This is a genomic window from Nocardia sp. NPDC004711 (assembly GCF_053601595.1).
Genome location: NZ_JBSGCB010000007.1, coordinates 230,984 through 246,552 on the forward strand (window position 1 = coordinate 230,984; position 15,569 = coordinate 246,552).

The window sequence follows — 15,569 nt, forward strand, 5'->3', positions numbered from 1 at the left end:
CTCCTCAAGGTGTGTCTTCCCAATGCTTGGCAAGGGGCGTGTCGGCGAACCTCTCGAGCATCAAGCGGGACAACAGCAGCACCGAGCTGCGTGGACGGTGGTTCACCACGAGGCGCTGGGCCTCTCCGGCGGCGTTGAAGGTGACCAGGACGATGACATGAATCGGGACGCCGCGCACCGATGAGGTGTAGTCCTCGAGGAAACTGTTCTCGCCGCAGGGACCGGCGTAATGAAAGTCTTGGAACTCGTAGATTTCGCGGGCAGCGACCACGACTTCATGGACGGCCGCTGCGCCTTCTATGACGCCGTCCCACGCGGCGCCTTCCCCGGTTACGTCGTCGGCCAGGTTATCCAGCCACGCTGGATAGTACGGCTTCCCCATATACGTCGATGTCATGCCGCGCCTCCCGTGAAATCCGGCAGCGAGCCGGCTCGCCGACGCGCGCCCACGATGTGTGACCTATGACCATGCAACCCTATAGCCCGGCAGCCCGGGTTATAGGGAATCCCATATGGACAATGCGGTACAGCGCAGCCACAGACCGCCGACAGCACCGCACCCGCGGTTCCCGCCTCCTTCGCGACTCGGTGTCCCACCGGGCCGATCCATTCCACCGTCGCGGTCCCGCCCGCGACGACGAGGACCTCGAACACCGACACCCCGCGCCCTCAGGGTCTAGATGTGCCATCTCACGAGATTGGGGCCCTCGGCCTGGAGCGGGCCCACCGTGGCGCCGGATCTGGTTGCGGCACGGGCGCTTCCGATCTGGCGGGGAGGGTGTCCGTATCGCCGACGAGCCCGCTCGGGCATCACTTTTCGATGCTCGCATCGCCCAGCGGGTCTGCTCTCAGCTGGGCTGCCCGAACAACATTGCCGGTTCGAATGCCATTGCCGGTTCGAATGCCAACGGCGACATGGCGCATGACGGTCCGCGGCGAGTCCCGGAGATCTTCCGGTTGTTTGTGGGGCGGGCGGGGCTCGAACCCGCGACCAATGGATTATGAGATCAAAGGAGCCAAACAGTGTTCTGACCTGCAAAAACAGTGCTCAGAGGCGAGCATCCATGCAGAATACATTGGTCCTCATCTCCTCCGGATCCCGACGGCGAAACCGAAGGTTTTCCGGCACAGCCGGCTGAGGCACGTCGAGTTCGACGGCCACCACCATGCACGATGGTGACCCACGACGCCACCGGTCCGCTCACCCCCCGGAATCGCCATTCGCAGGTTCGAATCCTGCCGAGGGCACATACTGACCTGCACGTCTGCGCACCAGTCGCGTTTCAATGCCAGATACGTGCCAGTTCCACGTGTTCGACGGCCGCAGAACTGGACACTCGGGCACAAGGCGGAGCAGTTCCGTGCCAATGGCGGACATTCGCGTGTCCGCGGCAACGCCCAGCCTTCGCCCGCCGTCAAACCAACCATGAACGACGAACGGAGCCAGCGCCTGCGGCGCGCGGGACTCGACCCGACCGACCCCGTGGACCGGTGGCGATTCCATCAGATCCGGATCATGATCATCACCACCATGCCGGGCGGACTTCGGTTCGGACGGCGATGGCCGGCACCACCCGGTCAGCACCGATAGCGCCGCAATGCCTTCCGGCGCGTTCAATACCGGTCGGCCAGATCCACGCGCACAGCCTCGGCGAGCCGCCGCAACCTCGCGACCACGACCTCGGCCGCCGCCCCGGTCCGATAGACGCCGTCGCACACCACGACGACACCACCGAGCATCGGCAAGGCGAGCAGCCCGAGCACCTCGTCAACGTCGTCCAGGCCCGGCGCCGGGTCGACCACCGGCCGGACCGCGCGCAGCACGTCGCGCCCGTCGAACATCTCGGCCGGATCGACCTCGGCGAGGACGTCGAGGACCGCGGCGAGGAGGTGGTCAGATGCCATCGCTGACACCGTCTCGCCCGTCGAAGGCCAACGGGCTACAGCCCGGGCCGAGTTCCGGCTGATACACATGCGCACTGCACCGGCCGCAGGTGTGGACGAGATGACCACGAGAGCATCCCGCGAGGCGGCACGCGGTCCATCCGAGGACCGACCGGCTCGCCGCAAGGACGTGGCGTTGTGGGCCCGAGCAGAAGATCGGCGTCGGGAGTACCCAGCCGTGCGGAGTCTGGACCAGGTGGTCGTTGTCGATGGCGTAGCCGTCCGGGTGCAGATACCAGATTCGCCGGTCATTCGAACCCATGTGCGAATGATAGCCGAGCGGTCGCTTATGATCTGGGCGTGTCGGACGATCAGAAAATGTGCCAGATCTGCGGCGAAAGCCCGGTCGGTGAGGGCTACATGTCGATGATGTGCCCGCAGCGCCGGGCGCGGATCGAGGAGCAGAACCGCACCCTGCCGTACCCACTGCTGCCCCGCCAGACGACATCATCTAGCGCCCGGGCACGGTGCCTTGGCCGGTTCGGTCAGCGCGGCATGCAGCTTGACCATGCGTTACGCATGCTACCGCTCTCCTATTCTGCCGACGAACACCTGTTGGGACCCCTCGCAGGGCGATGGTGACCTTCGGGTTTTTCTCCTCATAGCCGAGCACGTGTTGTTGCGACCCCTCGCAGGGGCGATGGTGACAGCCGGTCATCATCAATGCGTCTGACGGCATCACTACATTGCGACCCCTCACAGGGGCGATGGTGACCCGACAACGTCGTGGCCCCGCAATACGACAGCTGGGCGTTGCGACCCCTCGCAGGGGCGATGGTGACACGCGGCATGCTGATCTCCGAGGCGCGTGATCTGGCGTTGTGGCCCCTCGCAGGGGCGATGGGACGCCGTAGATGGCCTGCAGCTTCGGATCCGACGTCTTGTTGCGACCCCTCGCAGGGGGGCGATGGTGACCCTGCTCGCGGGTACGTGGTGCTCGAAGCAACTCACGTTGCGACCCCTCACAGGGGCGATGGTGACCAGATCAACGCCGAAGTCGCTGCGCAGCACGAACTGACGTTGCGACCCCTCGCAGGGGCGATGGTGACCGGACGCCGCTGCGGTCACCGCCTCGACTCCGAGCAGGTTGCGACCCCTCGCAGGGGCGATGGTGACCGGCGAAGCGGCGGCTCGGGATCGAGATGCAGCGCGCGTTGCGACCCCTCGCAGGGGCGATGGTGACGAGCCCGAGAGCGTGAGCCCGGAGCGCAGCGTCACGTTGCGACCCCTCGCAGGGGCGATGGTGACACGTGCAGCACGCTGCCGCCCGACGTCGCCACCCTGTTGCGACCCCTCGCAGGGGCGATGGTGACGAGGCCCGCCGCCGCCGCGCCGAGCAGATCGCCAAGTTGCGACCCCTCGCAGGGGCGATGGTGACGTGCAGCGCTTCGGAGGCACCTGTTTCGCGATCCAGTTGCGACCCCTCGCAGGGGCGATGGTGACACCGAAGTGGCCGCCCCATTCCAGTCGCGGATGAGGAAGTTGCGACCCCTCGCAGGGGCGATGGTGACCAGATCGCCGATATCCGCGGCAGCTGGGCCAAGTTCGCGTTGCGACCCCTCGCAGGGGCGATGGTGACCGTATGTCGATATCGCTGCGGGGCAGGGCATCTGCGAGTTGCGACCCCTCGCAGGGGCGATGGTGACGAGTCCGGGCCGGCGGCGCGGGAGGAGGCGCTCACGTTGCGACCCCTCGCAGGGGCGATGGTGACCACATCGCGGCGCTCACCCGCTTCGCCACGGTCAAGTTGCGACCCCTCGCAGGGGCGATGGTGACCGGCGCGACCGGCCCGTAGGTGGCCAGCCATTTGGCGTGTTGCGACCCCTCGCAGGGGCGATGGTACTGGGCGGGTGGTCGCTGCGCTGGGCCGTGGTTTTCCGAGTTGCGACCCCTCGCAGGGGCGATGGTGACCCCAGGGTAAAACACCTGTTCATAGAGCCGCAGGGGCTATTGATTCGGGCCGATTTCTCAGTGAACCGCCGATCTTGCGCGAACACTCGGCGTGTCGCTGAAATCTGACGAGGATCACGATCGACAACGGCGAGAGGCGGGCATACCGTCCTCTTCACAGGATATCGCTCGGCGCGGGCTCGACAGCGCCCCACTCCAGCCGCCGAGGCTGCGCACCGGGCGGGAACGTGTACACCAGAACGTTGTCGTACGACAGGTCCAGGGCGGACTCGACGGCTGATTGGAACCTGCGGAGCTGGGCGTCGCACAGTTGGCCTTCGAACACGCTGCACATGATGCAGGTATTGCCGGCCATATCTTGGCTGTCTAAGAGCACACCGAAATGGTCACCGCCTTTGGCCCGACCGTTTCGTGGCCGCCAGCACTGCGCGGGCGTCTCTGCGTCGCGCCGCGGTGGGGTGGAACACCGCGACAAGACCCGCGCACAAGCGGGTGGGCCCGTCCCTGTGGACCCACCAGATCGCGCCTGCACCGGGACCCGCGCTAACGATGGTGGTGAACAAGCTGGTCATGAGTCCACCCGCAGGTCTACCAGGGGCGCCGAACTCGTTGCCAGACATGTCCCGACGTGGTCAGCCATGCACTTCGGCGTTATCGCTGTGATGTTGAAGAACGGCAACGAACACCTGCCGGAGCGCATCACCATATCCACGCAGGTACATGCTGGAACGCCTGAATGAAAACCGGTCGAACCCAATGGGATCGGCAAGTTGACCGAGATCCTCGGCGAGCAGGGAAAGCCACTCGGGTCCCGCTGTGCTCGGCGATGTCTGCTCGCAGACCGCGGAATGAGCTGCGCGCGTCACCGGCCGGATCCACGCAGCAATGTCGAAATGATGGGCGTCGAGCTCGTCGAAAACCTCCCATGGCAGATCTGCGGCTCGCTTCAACGCCGCAGCGAATCCGTCCTCGTATTCCTGTTGAGCCATGGGCATCAGCCGGTTTCTCGCCTGCTCGATGAGTCGCGGCGCATCCGTCGGCACCCGAGCGTAAGTCGCACCGGACGACTCTCCGAAATGGCGGCGGAGGGCTTCCTGGATCACCTGGGATGTCGACTCGCCTGTGCCGGCGGTTTTCAGCAGCTCAGCGAGATCATCGGGCAGGTAGATCGACATCCGTGGCATGTGAGTATTTTAACTCACATATTGGACTCACAGGTGATGTAGGAGTCCAATGCTTCGATGTTGCCACACCCGCCTGAACCGATCTTGGGTGGACTCTGTCGTGACCATCTGATTCTCAAGCTCGGCCACCGCGCGGGAGTGTGGCGGACACGCGGGATCCACCACCAGATGGGTCCTTGTAGAGCTGGAACCCGCGCTGCACTTTGGCCAGTTCCTCGTCTAACCGCGGATGCACGGTCAGGCCGGTGTGGTCGTCCCGTTAGGCGAACAGGTCGATCGGGAACAGGTTCGTGGCCATGGCCTTGGCGTCGGCGGCGAACAGCCGCAGGATTCAGGTCAGGTTGCGACCTCTCGCAGGGGCGATGGTGACACGCACTGCGCGCATTCGCGACCGCGACCGAGTACCTATTGCGACCCCTCGCAGGGGCGATGGCGACCGCCAGGGCGAGACGGTGGAGCCGTCCAAGTGGTGGCTATTGCGACCCCTCGCAGAGGCGATGGTAACCCGGCAGTGGGAGCCGCTGCGCGACCGCGCCGAGATATTGCGACCCCTCGCAGGGGCGATGGCTACCCGAGTTCTCTCCCGAGGTCCCGCTGTGGAACATCTTCATGTTGTGACCCCGCGCACGGGCGATGGCGACCGGTGTGCGAGCTGGACCCGCGCGGGCCCGCCAAGGCGTTGCGACCCTCACAGGGGCGATAGTGACTCTGTCGCTCACCGCGCTGCGCGAACAGCAGTGTGAGTTGCGAACCCTTGGGGGCGATGGTGACTGCAGATCGTGGAACGCCGCGCCCGCTACCTCGGCCTGTGGCGACCCCTCGCAGGGCGATGGTGACGATCACACGCGAGATGAAAGAGTTCGGCGACTTCTGGTTGCGACCCCTCGCAGGGGCGATGGTGACGGCAAGTCCTGATCAAGGCCAAGCCCATCGACCTGGAGTTGCGACCCCTCGCAGGGGGCGATGGTGACGCCGGGTGAGTTCCCGGACTGGGAACAGGTGCTCATGTTGCGACCCCTCGCAGGGGCGATGATGACCGCACAGGCTTTTCTGCCCGCCGGACTGCGACAACCCATTGCGACCCCTCGCAGGGGCGATGGTGGCCTGGTCGAGGAGATGTACCGCCGCCTCGACGGCATGTAATTGCGACCCCTCGCAGAGGCGATGGTGACACCAAGGACCGGCTCCTGCGGGTCCAGGCGCAGACGATATTGCGACCCCTCGCAGGGGCGATGGTGAAGGCCGTAGTTCGGCGTGGTGAACGCGCGATCCCAGTTGCGACCCCCCGCAGGGGCGATGGTGACCTGATTATGTACGAGGCTCGGATCGCGCCGCCGGACACGCTGCGACCAACCCCTTGTAGGCGCGATGGCGACGCCGGTGTCATCAAGTCTCCGTACTGGCAGATCATGCGGTTGCGACCCCTCGCAGGGGGCGATGGCGACGCCAGGGGAGCACCGAGCCGACCACACCGGCCACGGTGTTGCGACCCTCGCAGGGGCGATGGTGACAGGGGTTTACCTCGGTACCCACCCCGAAGGTATTTAGTTGCGACCCCTCGCATGGGCGATGATGACCAGCCGTCGGCGCTGCGCGCAATCGCCGACCCCTCGCAGGGGCGATGGCGACGAGCTACAACGGCCTGTCCATCGGATGGCGTACCAGTAGTTGCGACCCCACACAAGGACGATGGTAAACGAGGCCGTCTGGACCGCCGAACGCGTCGCGACCGTGCTGCTGCAACTCCTCGGAGGGGCGACGGCGACTGGCCCCGAGTCCCACCCAGGTGTTTTGGCTGATCGAACGTTGCGACCCCCCACAGGGCGATGGTGACCGCAGCGACGACAAACAGCAGCAGGGCATCTAGAACTAGGGCTGATCTGTGCGGCCACCCCTGTTGTGTCAGGCGGTGTCGCCGCAGGCTGGACAGGACCCGGATGGCGTCGGAGAGGGGGCGATGGCGACCCGGAAACGGTGGGTCGCGCACTGCCTGGCGCTCTAGTTGCGACCCCCGCAGGGGCAATGGCGACCGTGGCCTATCACGCTCGTGCCCATCGACGTATGGCAGTTGCGACCCCTCAGGGGCGATGGTGACCGAAGTCCGCGGCCGGCCACTGCTGGTTCGTGGTCTGGTTGCGACCCCTCACAGGGGCGATGGTCACCGGCGAGCGCCTGATCATCCACTCGGCGCACCAGTTGTTGCGACCCCTCGCAGGCGCGATGGTGACTGCCCATCTACTACCGCGCACCGATCGCCTGGTATTGGTTGCGACCCCTCGCAGGGGCGATGGTGATTGGCGCGCGCGTGGGAGCGGCTCGAAGAGTTCACGTTGCGACCCCTCGCAGGGGCGATGGTGACAGATACGATCGGCAGCCCTACCCGCGGGTACATTTGATGTGTTTTGATGTGGACGCCGGCCACATCGTGGCTGGCGATCACAACACCCACCCAGCCCGATAGATCTGCTGCGCCGGTCCGCGCACCTTCTGCAGGCCGAGCACAGGGTCATAGTCCCCGTCGATGACACGCACGTTGAGGGATTTTTCGAACTGTGTCAGAGATCCGGCCCAATGCGGCATGGGGATGAGATAGCGGTCGGCGAGTAGTCGGCCGGCGGCGGAGTCTGTGCCGGTCTCCTTGAGTGCTTGCTCGTAGTCGTCGCGGTCGGTGCTGAGGATCGCTTCGGTGCCGTCGAATAGTTCATCGAATCGTTCGGCGAGGTATGAGCGGTCGTCGAATGGTTGGGCGAAGGTGAGGAATCCGTCTTCGAACAGTTTGCGATGGCTGTCGACGGTGGCTCGCCAGTGGCTGCCCCATGGGCTGCTATACACCTGGTCCAACCATGCGGTGGTGGCCTTTTCGTCGATGATCTGTCCGTTGTGGCGTGTGAGGATGTCCCATGCCAGGCGGGTCGGCGCTTCCTCGTAGACGCCGTCGGCCCACAGTTCGCCGCCGCCGCGTCGTGGGGTGTAGGTGGGTTCGTGCACGATCGTGGGCACGGGTGGGAGCGCGCCGACCCGGTTGGTTCGGCCGAATCGTTGCAGTAGCGCTTCGAGGTCGGCGGCGGAGGTGTGGCAGCGGTCCAGGTCGATGTTGAGTGAGACTTCGAGGACTTGGGTGCCGATCAGCAGTCCGGGCCGGCGGGGGTTGCCGACCGCGAATCGGCGCAGGATCGCGGCCTCGATGTTGTTGCGGTCCTCGCGTTTGAATCGCGAGTGCAGCAGAAACGCCGAGTCGTCACCGTGCAGGTCGGTGCAGGTAGGTGCGAGCTTTTCATACAGGTAGACCGCGTCTTTGACGTTGTTGGCGACGACCAGCACCGATTCTCGGGCCTCGAGTGCGGCGCTGATTTCGGCGATCGACTCATCGGCGGTGAGGTGAGCGGTGCGGGTGTGCAGGTGGTGGCGGGCAGGGGCGGTGGCGTCGGCGGGCGGTTCGACCAGCGTGGCCGGCTGCTGCAGGCTCGCTTCGACCAGTTCGGCCAGGGCTGTGGGCATGGTTGCCGACAGGACCGCGATGCGGCCGCCGGTCCGTTCCCACAAGCGCATCATCGCCAGGATCATGCCGAGGCGACGCGCGTCGAAGGCATGCAGTTCGTCGAGGATGAACACCGAATTGGCGCTGTCAACCAGGACGCTGGAATGCGCCGGGCCGGCGAGGGCGCCGCGCAGCAGCTGGTAGGGGGTCCCGACGCGCAGCAGTTCCCGGAAGTTCCTGGTTGCTTGGGTGCGAGAGTGCGCCTTGCGCGCAGCATCGGCACGGATACCGGCTGCATCTGCGGCGCAGCCGTCCTCGAGGGCGCGGGCCAGGTGGTAGGACGCGGCTTTGGAGTGGGCGACTCCGATCCCGTCGCTGGTGTCGAGTTCGTCGCTCAGACGGCTGGTCATCGCGTTGATACTGGCCAGATACGGCAGCAGGTAGAACACGCGCGGGTTTCCCGCGGTCAGTGTGGCCAGGTCGGTGACCTGGGTCCGCGCCCACAGCAACGACGCCTCGGTCTTGCCGCTGGCGGTCCATGACCGCAGCAGCATGTGGCCGCGGGTGTCGGCGGCTCGGGCCTGTTGGGGGCGCAGGGTGTGCCCGGCGGTGGCGAGGCGCCGGGTCAGTCCGGTGCGGTAGTCGGCGACGAGGGGTTGGTGCTGCTGGAGTTGCCGGTGTCCTGAGGAGAGATGGTCGGCCATGGTCACCGCACCCAGCAGCAGCACCGCGGTCAGTCCGCGGTGGCGGTCGTCGGAGATCAGCGTCCATTCCCAGCGATCCATCAATCGGTCGAACAGGGTGTGGGCGTGGGTGACGAGCGCGTCGGGGGTGATGAGAGTGTCGTGCGATTGGGTGGGAAGCCCGGACGCGGTGGCGGTGTGGTGCAGCCACGCGCAGAGCCGGTTGACGGCGTCGGTGTCGGCGGGCAGGAAGTTGGTGCTGAACTCTGTGGGGTTGTCGCCGCCATACAGAGTGAGCAGTGATCCCTTGGCGCCGGTGAAGGGGCGGTGGTGGCCGGCGACGGCGCCGGCGATCCAGAGGCGGTCCTCGGCGGGGAGGTGGTCCAGGAGCAGGGACACGAACCCGAGGGAGAGGACTTCGTGGCGTTGTCCCCAATTCTTGGGCGGTTCAACGCTGTTGCCGACCATGCGTTGGAAGCCGTCGGCTACTTTGCCAGTGTCGTGTAGCAGCGCGGCGAGCGCGGCCCAGACCCAGAAATTGCCGGGCATCGGGAGTATTCGGCCTACTCGATCCTGGATCTGCCGCAGTGAGTTCAGGGTTGCCTGCAGATGGTGGGTGAGTAGTTCTCCGCGCGGGGTGGGGTGGCCGGGTCGGGGGGTCGGACTTTTCGCCCACAGGTCATGCATGAGGTTCTCTCGTGCGCGGGGGTTGGACAGCGAACCGGTGTCAGGCGCTTGCGCTGAGCTGGGCGGGGTGTATCGGCGGTAGCAGTGCGACGGCTTGACCGGTGTCGGTGACCAAGCCGGTGTCGATGTCGGTCGCCGCGCCCTGGGCGGCGTAGCGGTAGCTGCCCCAACGGGTTCGGGCACGGTCGATGGACACGGCGGTGGTGAGACGGATCCGGGTGCCGGCCGCGTGGGGAAGTGTGTCCGGGACGATGGCGTGGCCTTGGGTTCCTGGCCCGGTGCTCAGTTCGACGCGGCGGGTGCGTGTGGCGACGAGGTCTTGGCTGCGTCCCAGTCGCATCGGCCAGACGGGGCGGCGCAGCGCGTGCTGCCATCGGTCGAGGTCGGTGACGAGCCAGACGGTGAGGGTGGTCATGGCGAGGAAGTCTCGGTCTTTGATGGTGATGTTGGCGGGGGTGCCGGGGTTGGCGAGCGGGTGGTAGGTCTCGAGGTCGGTGCCGAACCCCGCGGCGTGGAAGGTCATCGCGAATCGGGTGGTGTCGGCGACGTGGTCCCACCCGCCGGCCGCGGCGGCGAGCGTCCCGCCGACCGTGGACGGCGGCGGGCACGGCAGTCCCACCTGCAGTCCGTCATAGAGCGGGTTGCGGAAACTGACGATCGGCGCGGTGAACACGATTTCCAGGGCCGGGGGCATGATCGCTTCCTGTGTGACGACGAGGCGCGCTGGCCTCTTCGAAGGTGGTCAGGTGCCGGTCAGTCGGTGGGGTCGTCGAACCAGTTGTCGCGGTGGCCGTCGAGGAACTCCTGGGCGAGGGTGTGGAGCACGGTCCGCGGGTGATCGAGAATGATCGTCTCGTCCTTGATCAGGTCGGCGAGGTCGGTGCGCGCCTTCTCACGGGAATCGCCGAGGAATCCTGGTGCCCATCCGATCCGGATAGGGCCGTCGAGTTCGCTTTCCCACGCCGCGATCTCTTCGCGCAGGACATCGACGTCGAAATAGGTTTCGCGGTCACGGTTGCGGACGACGCGGGTGAAGGGGTTGGTGCCACCTTTGATCGGTGCGAGCACGATCAGTCCGGGGGTCCGATCACCATAGTGAGCCGACTGTTTGGCGCCACCTTTGACCGACGCCATGGCGCGCAGCAGGACCGCGACACGGCGGCGGCGTTCCTCGATCGGCAGACGCACACACCGCGTCCCCCGCAGCGATACCTCCGTCGACGGCCCCGCGAGCAGGTCGGCCGCCACGGTGGCCGGGAGCGCGGATTTCATTGCGTTGCCGCCGATTTCGAAGGTTCCCACGCGTGGCAGGTCGAGCAGAAGGTCACCGGCCAGGTCGGCGGTATACATCTCGTGTTCGTGGATGACGGGGTTGGTGTCGGGTCCGAAGCCACGGCTCATCGTGCCGAAGTCCATGACCGGGCGGTTGGGGACCACGGCCACCAGGGTGCCGGTGGCCAGCACCGTGTCACGCATGAACGTCTTCGACTCCCCCCTCTTGCCACCGACGGTATCGGCCTTGACCGCGATCATGTAGCCGAACAGATCGTCGTCGAGGAACTGGTCGGGCCGCCCCTGGGTATAGGCCTGCTGCTTCTTGCCCTCACCGCTGCGCACCACCGGCGACACCGGCTCACCGGCGGGCAACGAGTCACGCAGCCACCGCCGCGACGCCTGCGCGGACACATACGGCACCCGATCACGACCGACGGTGAACTGCTTGACCATCCCGCGGTTGTCCTCACCCCTGCCGTTGTTGGGTGCACCGGCCTTGATCTCCAGAACGGTCTTACCCACCAAAAAGGTCATCGCGATTCCCCTTCACTGTCGTTGTCGGCGACTTCACCGTCGGTGTCAGCCGCGTGTTTCCCCGCTTCGGTGGCAAGGTCTTCCAGCTCCTCGGGTGAGCCACTGGGTTTCCACCCTCGGGCGGCGAGCGCCTCGATCACCGCGAAGAACAGCAGCCGCCGGTGCGCCCAGCGGTTGTCACCGTCGAAGAGCAGGCGACTGTCTCGCGTGGACAACAGGACCGCGGGCATGCCGTCGGGGCGGTGGCCGTCTTTGAGCAGCCACGCGACACTGTTGGTGCGGAACCAGCCATCGAGGTTGCCGCCTCGGGCGTTGGCGCGCACGAATCCCTGGAACGGTCCGGGCCGTGCGTCCTGGCCCAGCAGCGCCGCGAGCCGATCGGCCAGTTCGGTGAGTTGGGTGACGTCTTTCTCTTCCACGTTGAGTACCTCCACGCAATAGGAGTTCACCAGGGCAGCAAGGGTGATCGCCTCGTCAGGGACAGTGCCGCGATCGGCGAGTGCCTCCAACAGCCAGCTCACCGCCCGCGAAAGCACCACGGCGGGACTGTCGAACACGCGCTTGGCCAGAAACGCTTCGCCGGGAACAGATTGGGAGGCTTGAGTCGTGCACAACGCGCCGTATCCTGCACGGCGGTCGGGATGGCGGGCCGTGGACCGCAACCATTGCGCGATTGGCTCGGTCAGCTCCTGCGTGCGCAGGTACTGCTCCTTGTTGGAGTTCGACGCCACGATCAGCTCGACACCGGCTGTGATCCGCGGATAGTAGGAACGCACCTGATCGAGCACCATGCGTTCGCGCGCGTAGGGAGCTGCTTTGACCTTCACCGGCGGCATCTGAGAGTTGGCCAGTGTACGACCGACCGCACTGGCGGTCACGTTAGCGAGAAAGTCCTCGTCCCAGGAGTGAATCGCCGTGGCACGGCCACCGGACAGGTCGCAGCCGTAGGGAAAGGCCCACAAACTCGCGACGCACGCGAAGCACAGGGGTGTGCCCTGATGTCCGGGCGCGGTGGTGTTGCGGTGTTCGACGCTGGCGCCCAGGGGGATGTCGACCTTGCCGTACCAGTCACACGCCGGGCGGTCGCAATACGCGCACGGCACGCCCGGCCACGCTGTGATGTCGGCGTCGCGGGGGATCCGACGCCATTGTTGGATCAGCTCACGGCGTTGGGCTTCGGTTTGCTTGCCGCGGGCGGTGGGGTTGATCTTGGAGTTGGGCCACAGCGCATAGCTGGCCGAAAGCCAGAACCCGCCGGCGTCGCTGGCCTTGTCGACCCCGGCGGTCAGACACAGGTGTTCGGTCATCTTGTCGACGGCTCCGTCGAACTGCTCGACACTCATCTGGTCGGGGTGGTCTCGTCCGGCCAGTCGAGCGAGCGCGAAGGCGCCGATGCGTTGCAGCGGACTGGCGGTGAGTATCACGGTGCGCTGTTGGATCAGGGCATCGGACATGAGTTTCTCTTCCTGACGGTCCGGGACCTCGACGGGTGTTGCGGCAAGGCCGGGGTCAGCAACAGATCCAGCCCATACCTGCGGAGTTGGCCTGGCCCAGGCCCCAATCGTGGAGGGCCTGCAGGGTTTCGGGGGCGCCGGCGACATCGATTTCGACGCACGCGCCGGGTTTCTTCCCTCCGGGTCCGGTGGCGCTGCCCACCGCGAACGATCGTTTCGCCCCGACCCAGCCGACTCGCTCCAACGTCACATCCGGGTCCAAGCCCAATGTTTCGGCCTTGCGTCGCAGATTCGCTTCGATGTAGACGTCCCACTCGGGTTCACCTGGCAGGCACCACGCTTGCCGGGTTGTGCGCTTGCCGGACTCGTCCCGACCCGAGGACTTCATCACGACCGGGGTGCTGGTGCGGAACCTCGCCCTCCCGGACGTGAAGTCGGTCGGCTCGACGGTTTCGACAGTATCGATGATGAATGCGGTTGCCCCCCAAGCAATGACCGGCATCGTCGTCAGCGCCTTCGCCCACGCCTCGACGATCTCCGGTAGGGGGCTGCCCAGTTCGAGGATCCCCGGACCGCCGGCCGGGTAAGCGCCGGTTCGTCGCCGCGCTGCCGGAAAGACCGGTGCCGAGTACCCGAAGGGTGCCATCCCGAAGCGGCCGTAACCATGGGCGTGCAACCCGGCTCCCAGTTCGGGTGCCGCACTCTCGAGCAACGCGTAAGCCAATGCACGCCCAGGTCGGAGCACATCGACCCAGGGCAACTCTGCCGCGCCGGTGTGGAAACTCAGCCGTAGACGCATGCGATATACCCCCCATATCTCGAACCGTCGAAACCAGGACCGAGCGCTTGAAAACGCTACTTGTCGGAGGCCACCGCCATGATCGTGACCAGCGCCAGGACACTAACGTATGCCCGAGAAATCCTGCCCGTCAATCCCCAAACATTAAACACGACAAAGAATTCCGACCGACCGGAACGTTTTGTGGGCTGTCTACAATCAAGACAATTCATCGCCTTCGAACGGCATTGCCCATTGGTCCGCTCGAGCTGGTCGCAACTGTTTCACGTTCGGGGAGAGCACCTCTGAATGGCGAAACCCATCGCCCCTGCGAGGGGATTAGACGGATATGCGCCGATCGGAACGGGCAGCGCGAACTCGATTCCGGCGGTCGGCGGCCTCCTGAGCAGCCTGCCACCCTGGAAGTAGCACTACTTTGTCAAAATCCTTGGCTTGCAGGGGATTTAGCAGCCCGCAGAGTGTTCGCGACAGAGCCGGGTCGTAGGCTCGAATGGCGAACCCGCGCGGCTCACAGACCTCGCCGATTGTTCAAGGGCGTCATACAACGAGCACGCCAAGGTCAGACTGGGAACATCGGTTCGAGCATCGGGAACTCGCTGATCCACTTGTTTAACGCGTTCATATCCAACAACTGCAGTGCTCGCGCATTCTGAACCGGCGAACCATCACCAAGATCAGCAGTAACCACCACGTCCCCGAACGGAGGTCCGTCCTCCTGGGTGAAGAAGGTGTGGACGACCTCCGACACAACTACCCTCAGCCCACCGCCTACCGAATCGAAACCAAGCGTCTCCCCCACCCGAGGCAGAGCGAATCCCTTCACTACGAACTGAAGCGCGTAGTCGTCACAATCGTCTCCGGGGACCGACACGGGGATGTAAACCGCGTACCTTACCGAAGGCGCCGCAACCTCATGCGAACTCTGAGATATGTTGCCAGACACAGCCTTCCCCACTCGTTGGTTCCATCTTCAGCGTACGACCATCGACCCGACATCATGCGTGCCCATGCCGCGGAGATGACAGCGGGTTGGACGACCACGCGAGTCACAGACGTTCGCAGCGACCGCATTCGACGATGAGTCCGCACTCGAGATACCGATCGCTCGAAGATCCGATACGCGAGAACCGGTCAATCGAGGCTAATTGACCTGGGCTGGAACAACTATCAGGCTTGAGCCGCACCGGCATAGTACGGTCGCGGCATGGCCGCATCTCCGCAGTTACAGCGCATCACCAACTTCGTAATCGGCAACATCGCGGTCGGGATGTGCATCCTCGGTGCCGGCGCGCTGGCCGCATCGAGTTTCCACCCGGAGGCATGGTCGCCCTGGTCGGCGTTCGTCAGCCAGCTCGGCGGTTTGCTGCTGGCCACCGGGATGGTGACATGGGCTTGGGAACAGTGGGGGCGACGCAATTTCACCAACGAGGTGATGGACATCGCTCGCCTCAGCACCGAACTGACCAAGTCCGGAATCAAACGCGCCACTGACCTGTACCTCGACGACATCCCATGGTCCGACCTGGAGCAATGATCAAAATCTGTGGATGACCGGGAGGGCGTACCTTCCCGGATGATCTGACAATCAACAGGTTTCGATCTACTCGGCGCGCCAACGCC

General features: G+C 65.3%; 13 protein-coding genes and 2 CRISPR repeat arrays. Of the genes, 2 read left to right on the forward strand and 11 right to left on the reverse strand.

Annotated features, from left to right (window positions below; all coding sequences use genetic code 11):
• Positions 1 to 4: 4 nt before the first annotated feature.
• The 3 genes from ACWEKS_RS09305 to ACWEKS_RS09315 all read right to left on the reverse strand — a co-directional run bounded on the left by ACWEKS_RS09305 (position 5) and on the right by ACWEKS_RS09315 (position 2,206).
• The gene (locus tag ACWEKS_RS09305; RefSeq protein ID WP_452339608.1) at positions 5 to 397 is read right to left on the reverse strand and encodes a hypothetical protein; all 393 of its coding nucleotides are present in this window, start codon (positions 395 to 397) and stop codon (positions 5 to 7) included.
• Between the two features lie 1,217 nt (positions 398 to 1,614).
• A complete protein-coding gene (locus ACWEKS_RS09310; RefSeq protein WP_452339609.1) occupies positions 1,615 to 1,905 on the reverse strand; it encodes a hypothetical protein in 291 nt (96 codons plus the stop codon).
• Entirely contained in the window at positions 1,895 to 2,206 is a 312-nt protein-coding gene (locus ACWEKS_RS09315) for a hypothetical protein (RefSeq protein WP_452339610.1), read from the reverse strand. The genes ACWEKS_RS09310 and ACWEKS_RS09315 overlap by 11 nt, the downstream gene beginning before the upstream one ends.
• Before the next feature lie 38 nt (positions 2,207 to 2,244).
• On the opposite strand from ACWEKS_RS09315, the gene ACWEKS_RS09320 reads away from it, so the two are divergent.
• A complete protein-coding gene (locus tag ACWEKS_RS09320) occupies positions 2,245 to 2,526 on the forward strand; it encodes a hypothetical protein (protein ID WP_452339611.1) in 282 nt (93 codons plus the stop codon).
• Between the two features lie 369 nt (positions 2,527 to 2,895).
• A CRISPR array of direct repeats spans positions 2,896 to 3,855; the repeat unit is 30 nt; unit sequence GTTGCGACCCCTCGCAGGGGCGATGGTGAC.
• A gap of 154 nt (positions 3,856 to 4,009) precedes the next feature.
• Here ACWEKS_RS09320 and ACWEKS_RS09325 read toward each other — a convergent pair.
• The 8 genes from ACWEKS_RS09325 to ACWEKS_RS09360 form a co-directional block, all read right to left on the reverse strand.
• The gene (locus ACWEKS_RS09325) at positions 4,010 to 4,180 is read right to left on the reverse strand and encodes a CRISPR-associated endonuclease Cas2 (RefSeq protein ID WP_452339612.1); all 171 of its coding nucleotides are present in this window, start codon (positions 4,178 to 4,180) and stop codon (positions 4,010 to 4,012) included.
• A gap of 307 nt (positions 4,181 to 4,487) precedes the next feature.
• Positions 4,488 to 5,030, reverse strand: coding sequence for a ribbon-helix-helix domain-containing protein (locus ACWEKS_RS09330; RefSeq protein ID WP_452339613.1), 543 nt, complete (start codon positions 5,028 to 5,030; stop codon positions 4,488 to 4,490).
• A 1,017-nt stretch (positions 5,031 to 6,047) separates the two neighbouring features.
• Positions 6,048 to 6,339: a CRISPR direct-repeat array (repeat unit 24 nt; unit sequence TTGCGACCCCTCGCAGGGGCGATG).
• A gap of 1,136 nt (positions 6,340 to 7,475) precedes the next feature.
• Complete coding sequence (cas3, locus tag ACWEKS_RS09335; RefSeq protein WP_452339614.1) at positions 7,476 to 9,887, reverse strand: CRISPR-associated helicase Cas3'; 2,412 nt, start codon at positions 9,885 to 9,887, stop codon at positions 7,476 to 7,478.
• A gap of 40 nt (positions 9,888 to 9,927) precedes the next feature.
• Complete coding sequence (cas5, locus tag ACWEKS_RS09340; RefSeq protein WP_452339615.1) at positions 9,928 to 10,581, reverse strand: CRISPR-associated protein Cas5; 654 nt, start codon at positions 10,579 to 10,581, stop codon at positions 9,928 to 9,930.
• A gap of 59 nt (positions 10,582 to 10,640) precedes the next feature.
• On the reverse strand, positions 10,641 to 11,696 hold the full coding sequence (gene cas7i, locus ACWEKS_RS09345) for a type I-B CRISPR-associated protein Cas7/Cst2/DevR (protein ID WP_452339616.1): 1,056 nt from the start codon (positions 11,694 to 11,696) through the stop codon (positions 10,641 to 10,643).
• Complete coding sequence (locus tag ACWEKS_RS09350) at positions 11,693 to 13,150, reverse strand: hypothetical protein (RefSeq protein WP_452339617.1); 1,458 nt, start codon at positions 13,148 to 13,150, stop codon at positions 11,693 to 11,695. The genes cas7i and ACWEKS_RS09350 overlap by 4 nt, the downstream gene beginning before the upstream one ends.
• A 55-nt stretch (positions 13,151 to 13,205) precedes the next feature.
• Positions 13,206 to 13,949: a CRISPR-associated endoribonuclease Cas6 gene (locus tag ACWEKS_RS09355; protein WP_452339618.1), complete on the reverse strand. Its 744-nt coding sequence runs from the start codon at positions 13,947 to 13,949 to the stop codon at positions 13,206 to 13,208.
• Between the two features lie 559 nt (positions 13,950 to 14,508).
• Positions 14,509 to 14,904, reverse strand: a complete 396-nt coding sequence (locus tag ACWEKS_RS09360; RefSeq protein ID WP_452339619.1) for a hypothetical protein — start codon at positions 14,902 to 14,904, stop codon at positions 14,509 to 14,511.
• A 249-nt stretch (positions 14,905 to 15,153) separates the two neighbouring features.
• Here ACWEKS_RS09360 and ACWEKS_RS09365 point away from each other — a divergent pair, with 249 nt between their 5' ends.
• The gene (locus tag ACWEKS_RS09365) at positions 15,154 to 15,483 is read left to right on the forward strand and encodes a hypothetical protein (RefSeq protein WP_452339620.1); all 330 of its coding nucleotides are present in this window, start codon (positions 15,154 to 15,156) and stop codon (positions 15,481 to 15,483) included.
• Positions 15,484 to 15,569: the final 86 nt, after the last annotated feature.

What these genes read in the sequence shown, in the direction of transcription:
- ACWEKS_RS09305 (WP_452339608.1), bottom strand. Translation starts at nt 397, where the DNA reads ATGACATCGACGTATATGGGGAAGCCGTACTATCCAGCGTGGCTGGAT.
- ACWEKS_RS09310 (WP_452339609.1), bottom strand. Translation starts at nt 1,905, where the DNA reads ATGGCATCTGACCACCTCCTCGCCGCGGTCCTCGACGTCCTCGCCGAG.
- ACWEKS_RS09315 (WP_452339610.1), bottom strand. Translation starts at nt 2,206, where the DNA reads ATGGGTTCGAATGACCGGCGAATCTGGTATCTGCACCCGGACGGCTAC.
- ACWEKS_RS09330 (WP_452339613.1), bottom strand. Translation starts at nt 5,030, where the DNA reads ATGTCGATCTACCTGCCCGATGATCTCGCTGAGCTGCTGAAAACCGCC.
- cas3 (WP_452339614.1), bottom strand. Translation starts at nt 9,887, where the DNA reads ATGCATGACCTGTGGGCGAAAAGTCCGACCCCCCGACCCGGCCACCCC.
- cas5 (WP_452339615.1), bottom strand. Translation starts at nt 10,581, where the DNA reads ATGCCCCCGGCCCTGGAAATCGTGTTCACCGCGCCGATCGTCAGTTTC.
- cas7i (WP_452339616.1), bottom strand. Translation starts at nt 11,696, where the DNA reads ATGACCTTTTTGGTGGGTAAGACCGTTCTGGAGATCAAGGCCGGTGCA.
- ACWEKS_RS09350 (WP_452339617.1), bottom strand. Translation starts at nt 13,150, where the DNA reads ATGTCCGATGCCCTGATCCAACAGCGCACCGTGATACTCACCGCCAGT.
- ACWEKS_RS09355 (WP_452339618.1), bottom strand. Translation starts at nt 13,949, where the DNA reads ATGCGTCTACGGCTGAGTTTCCACACCGGCGCGGCAGAGTTGCCCTGG.
- ACWEKS_RS09365 (WP_452339620.1), top strand. Translation starts at nt 15,154, where the DNA reads ATGGCCGCATCTCCGCAGTTACAGCGCATCACCAACTTCGTAATCGGC.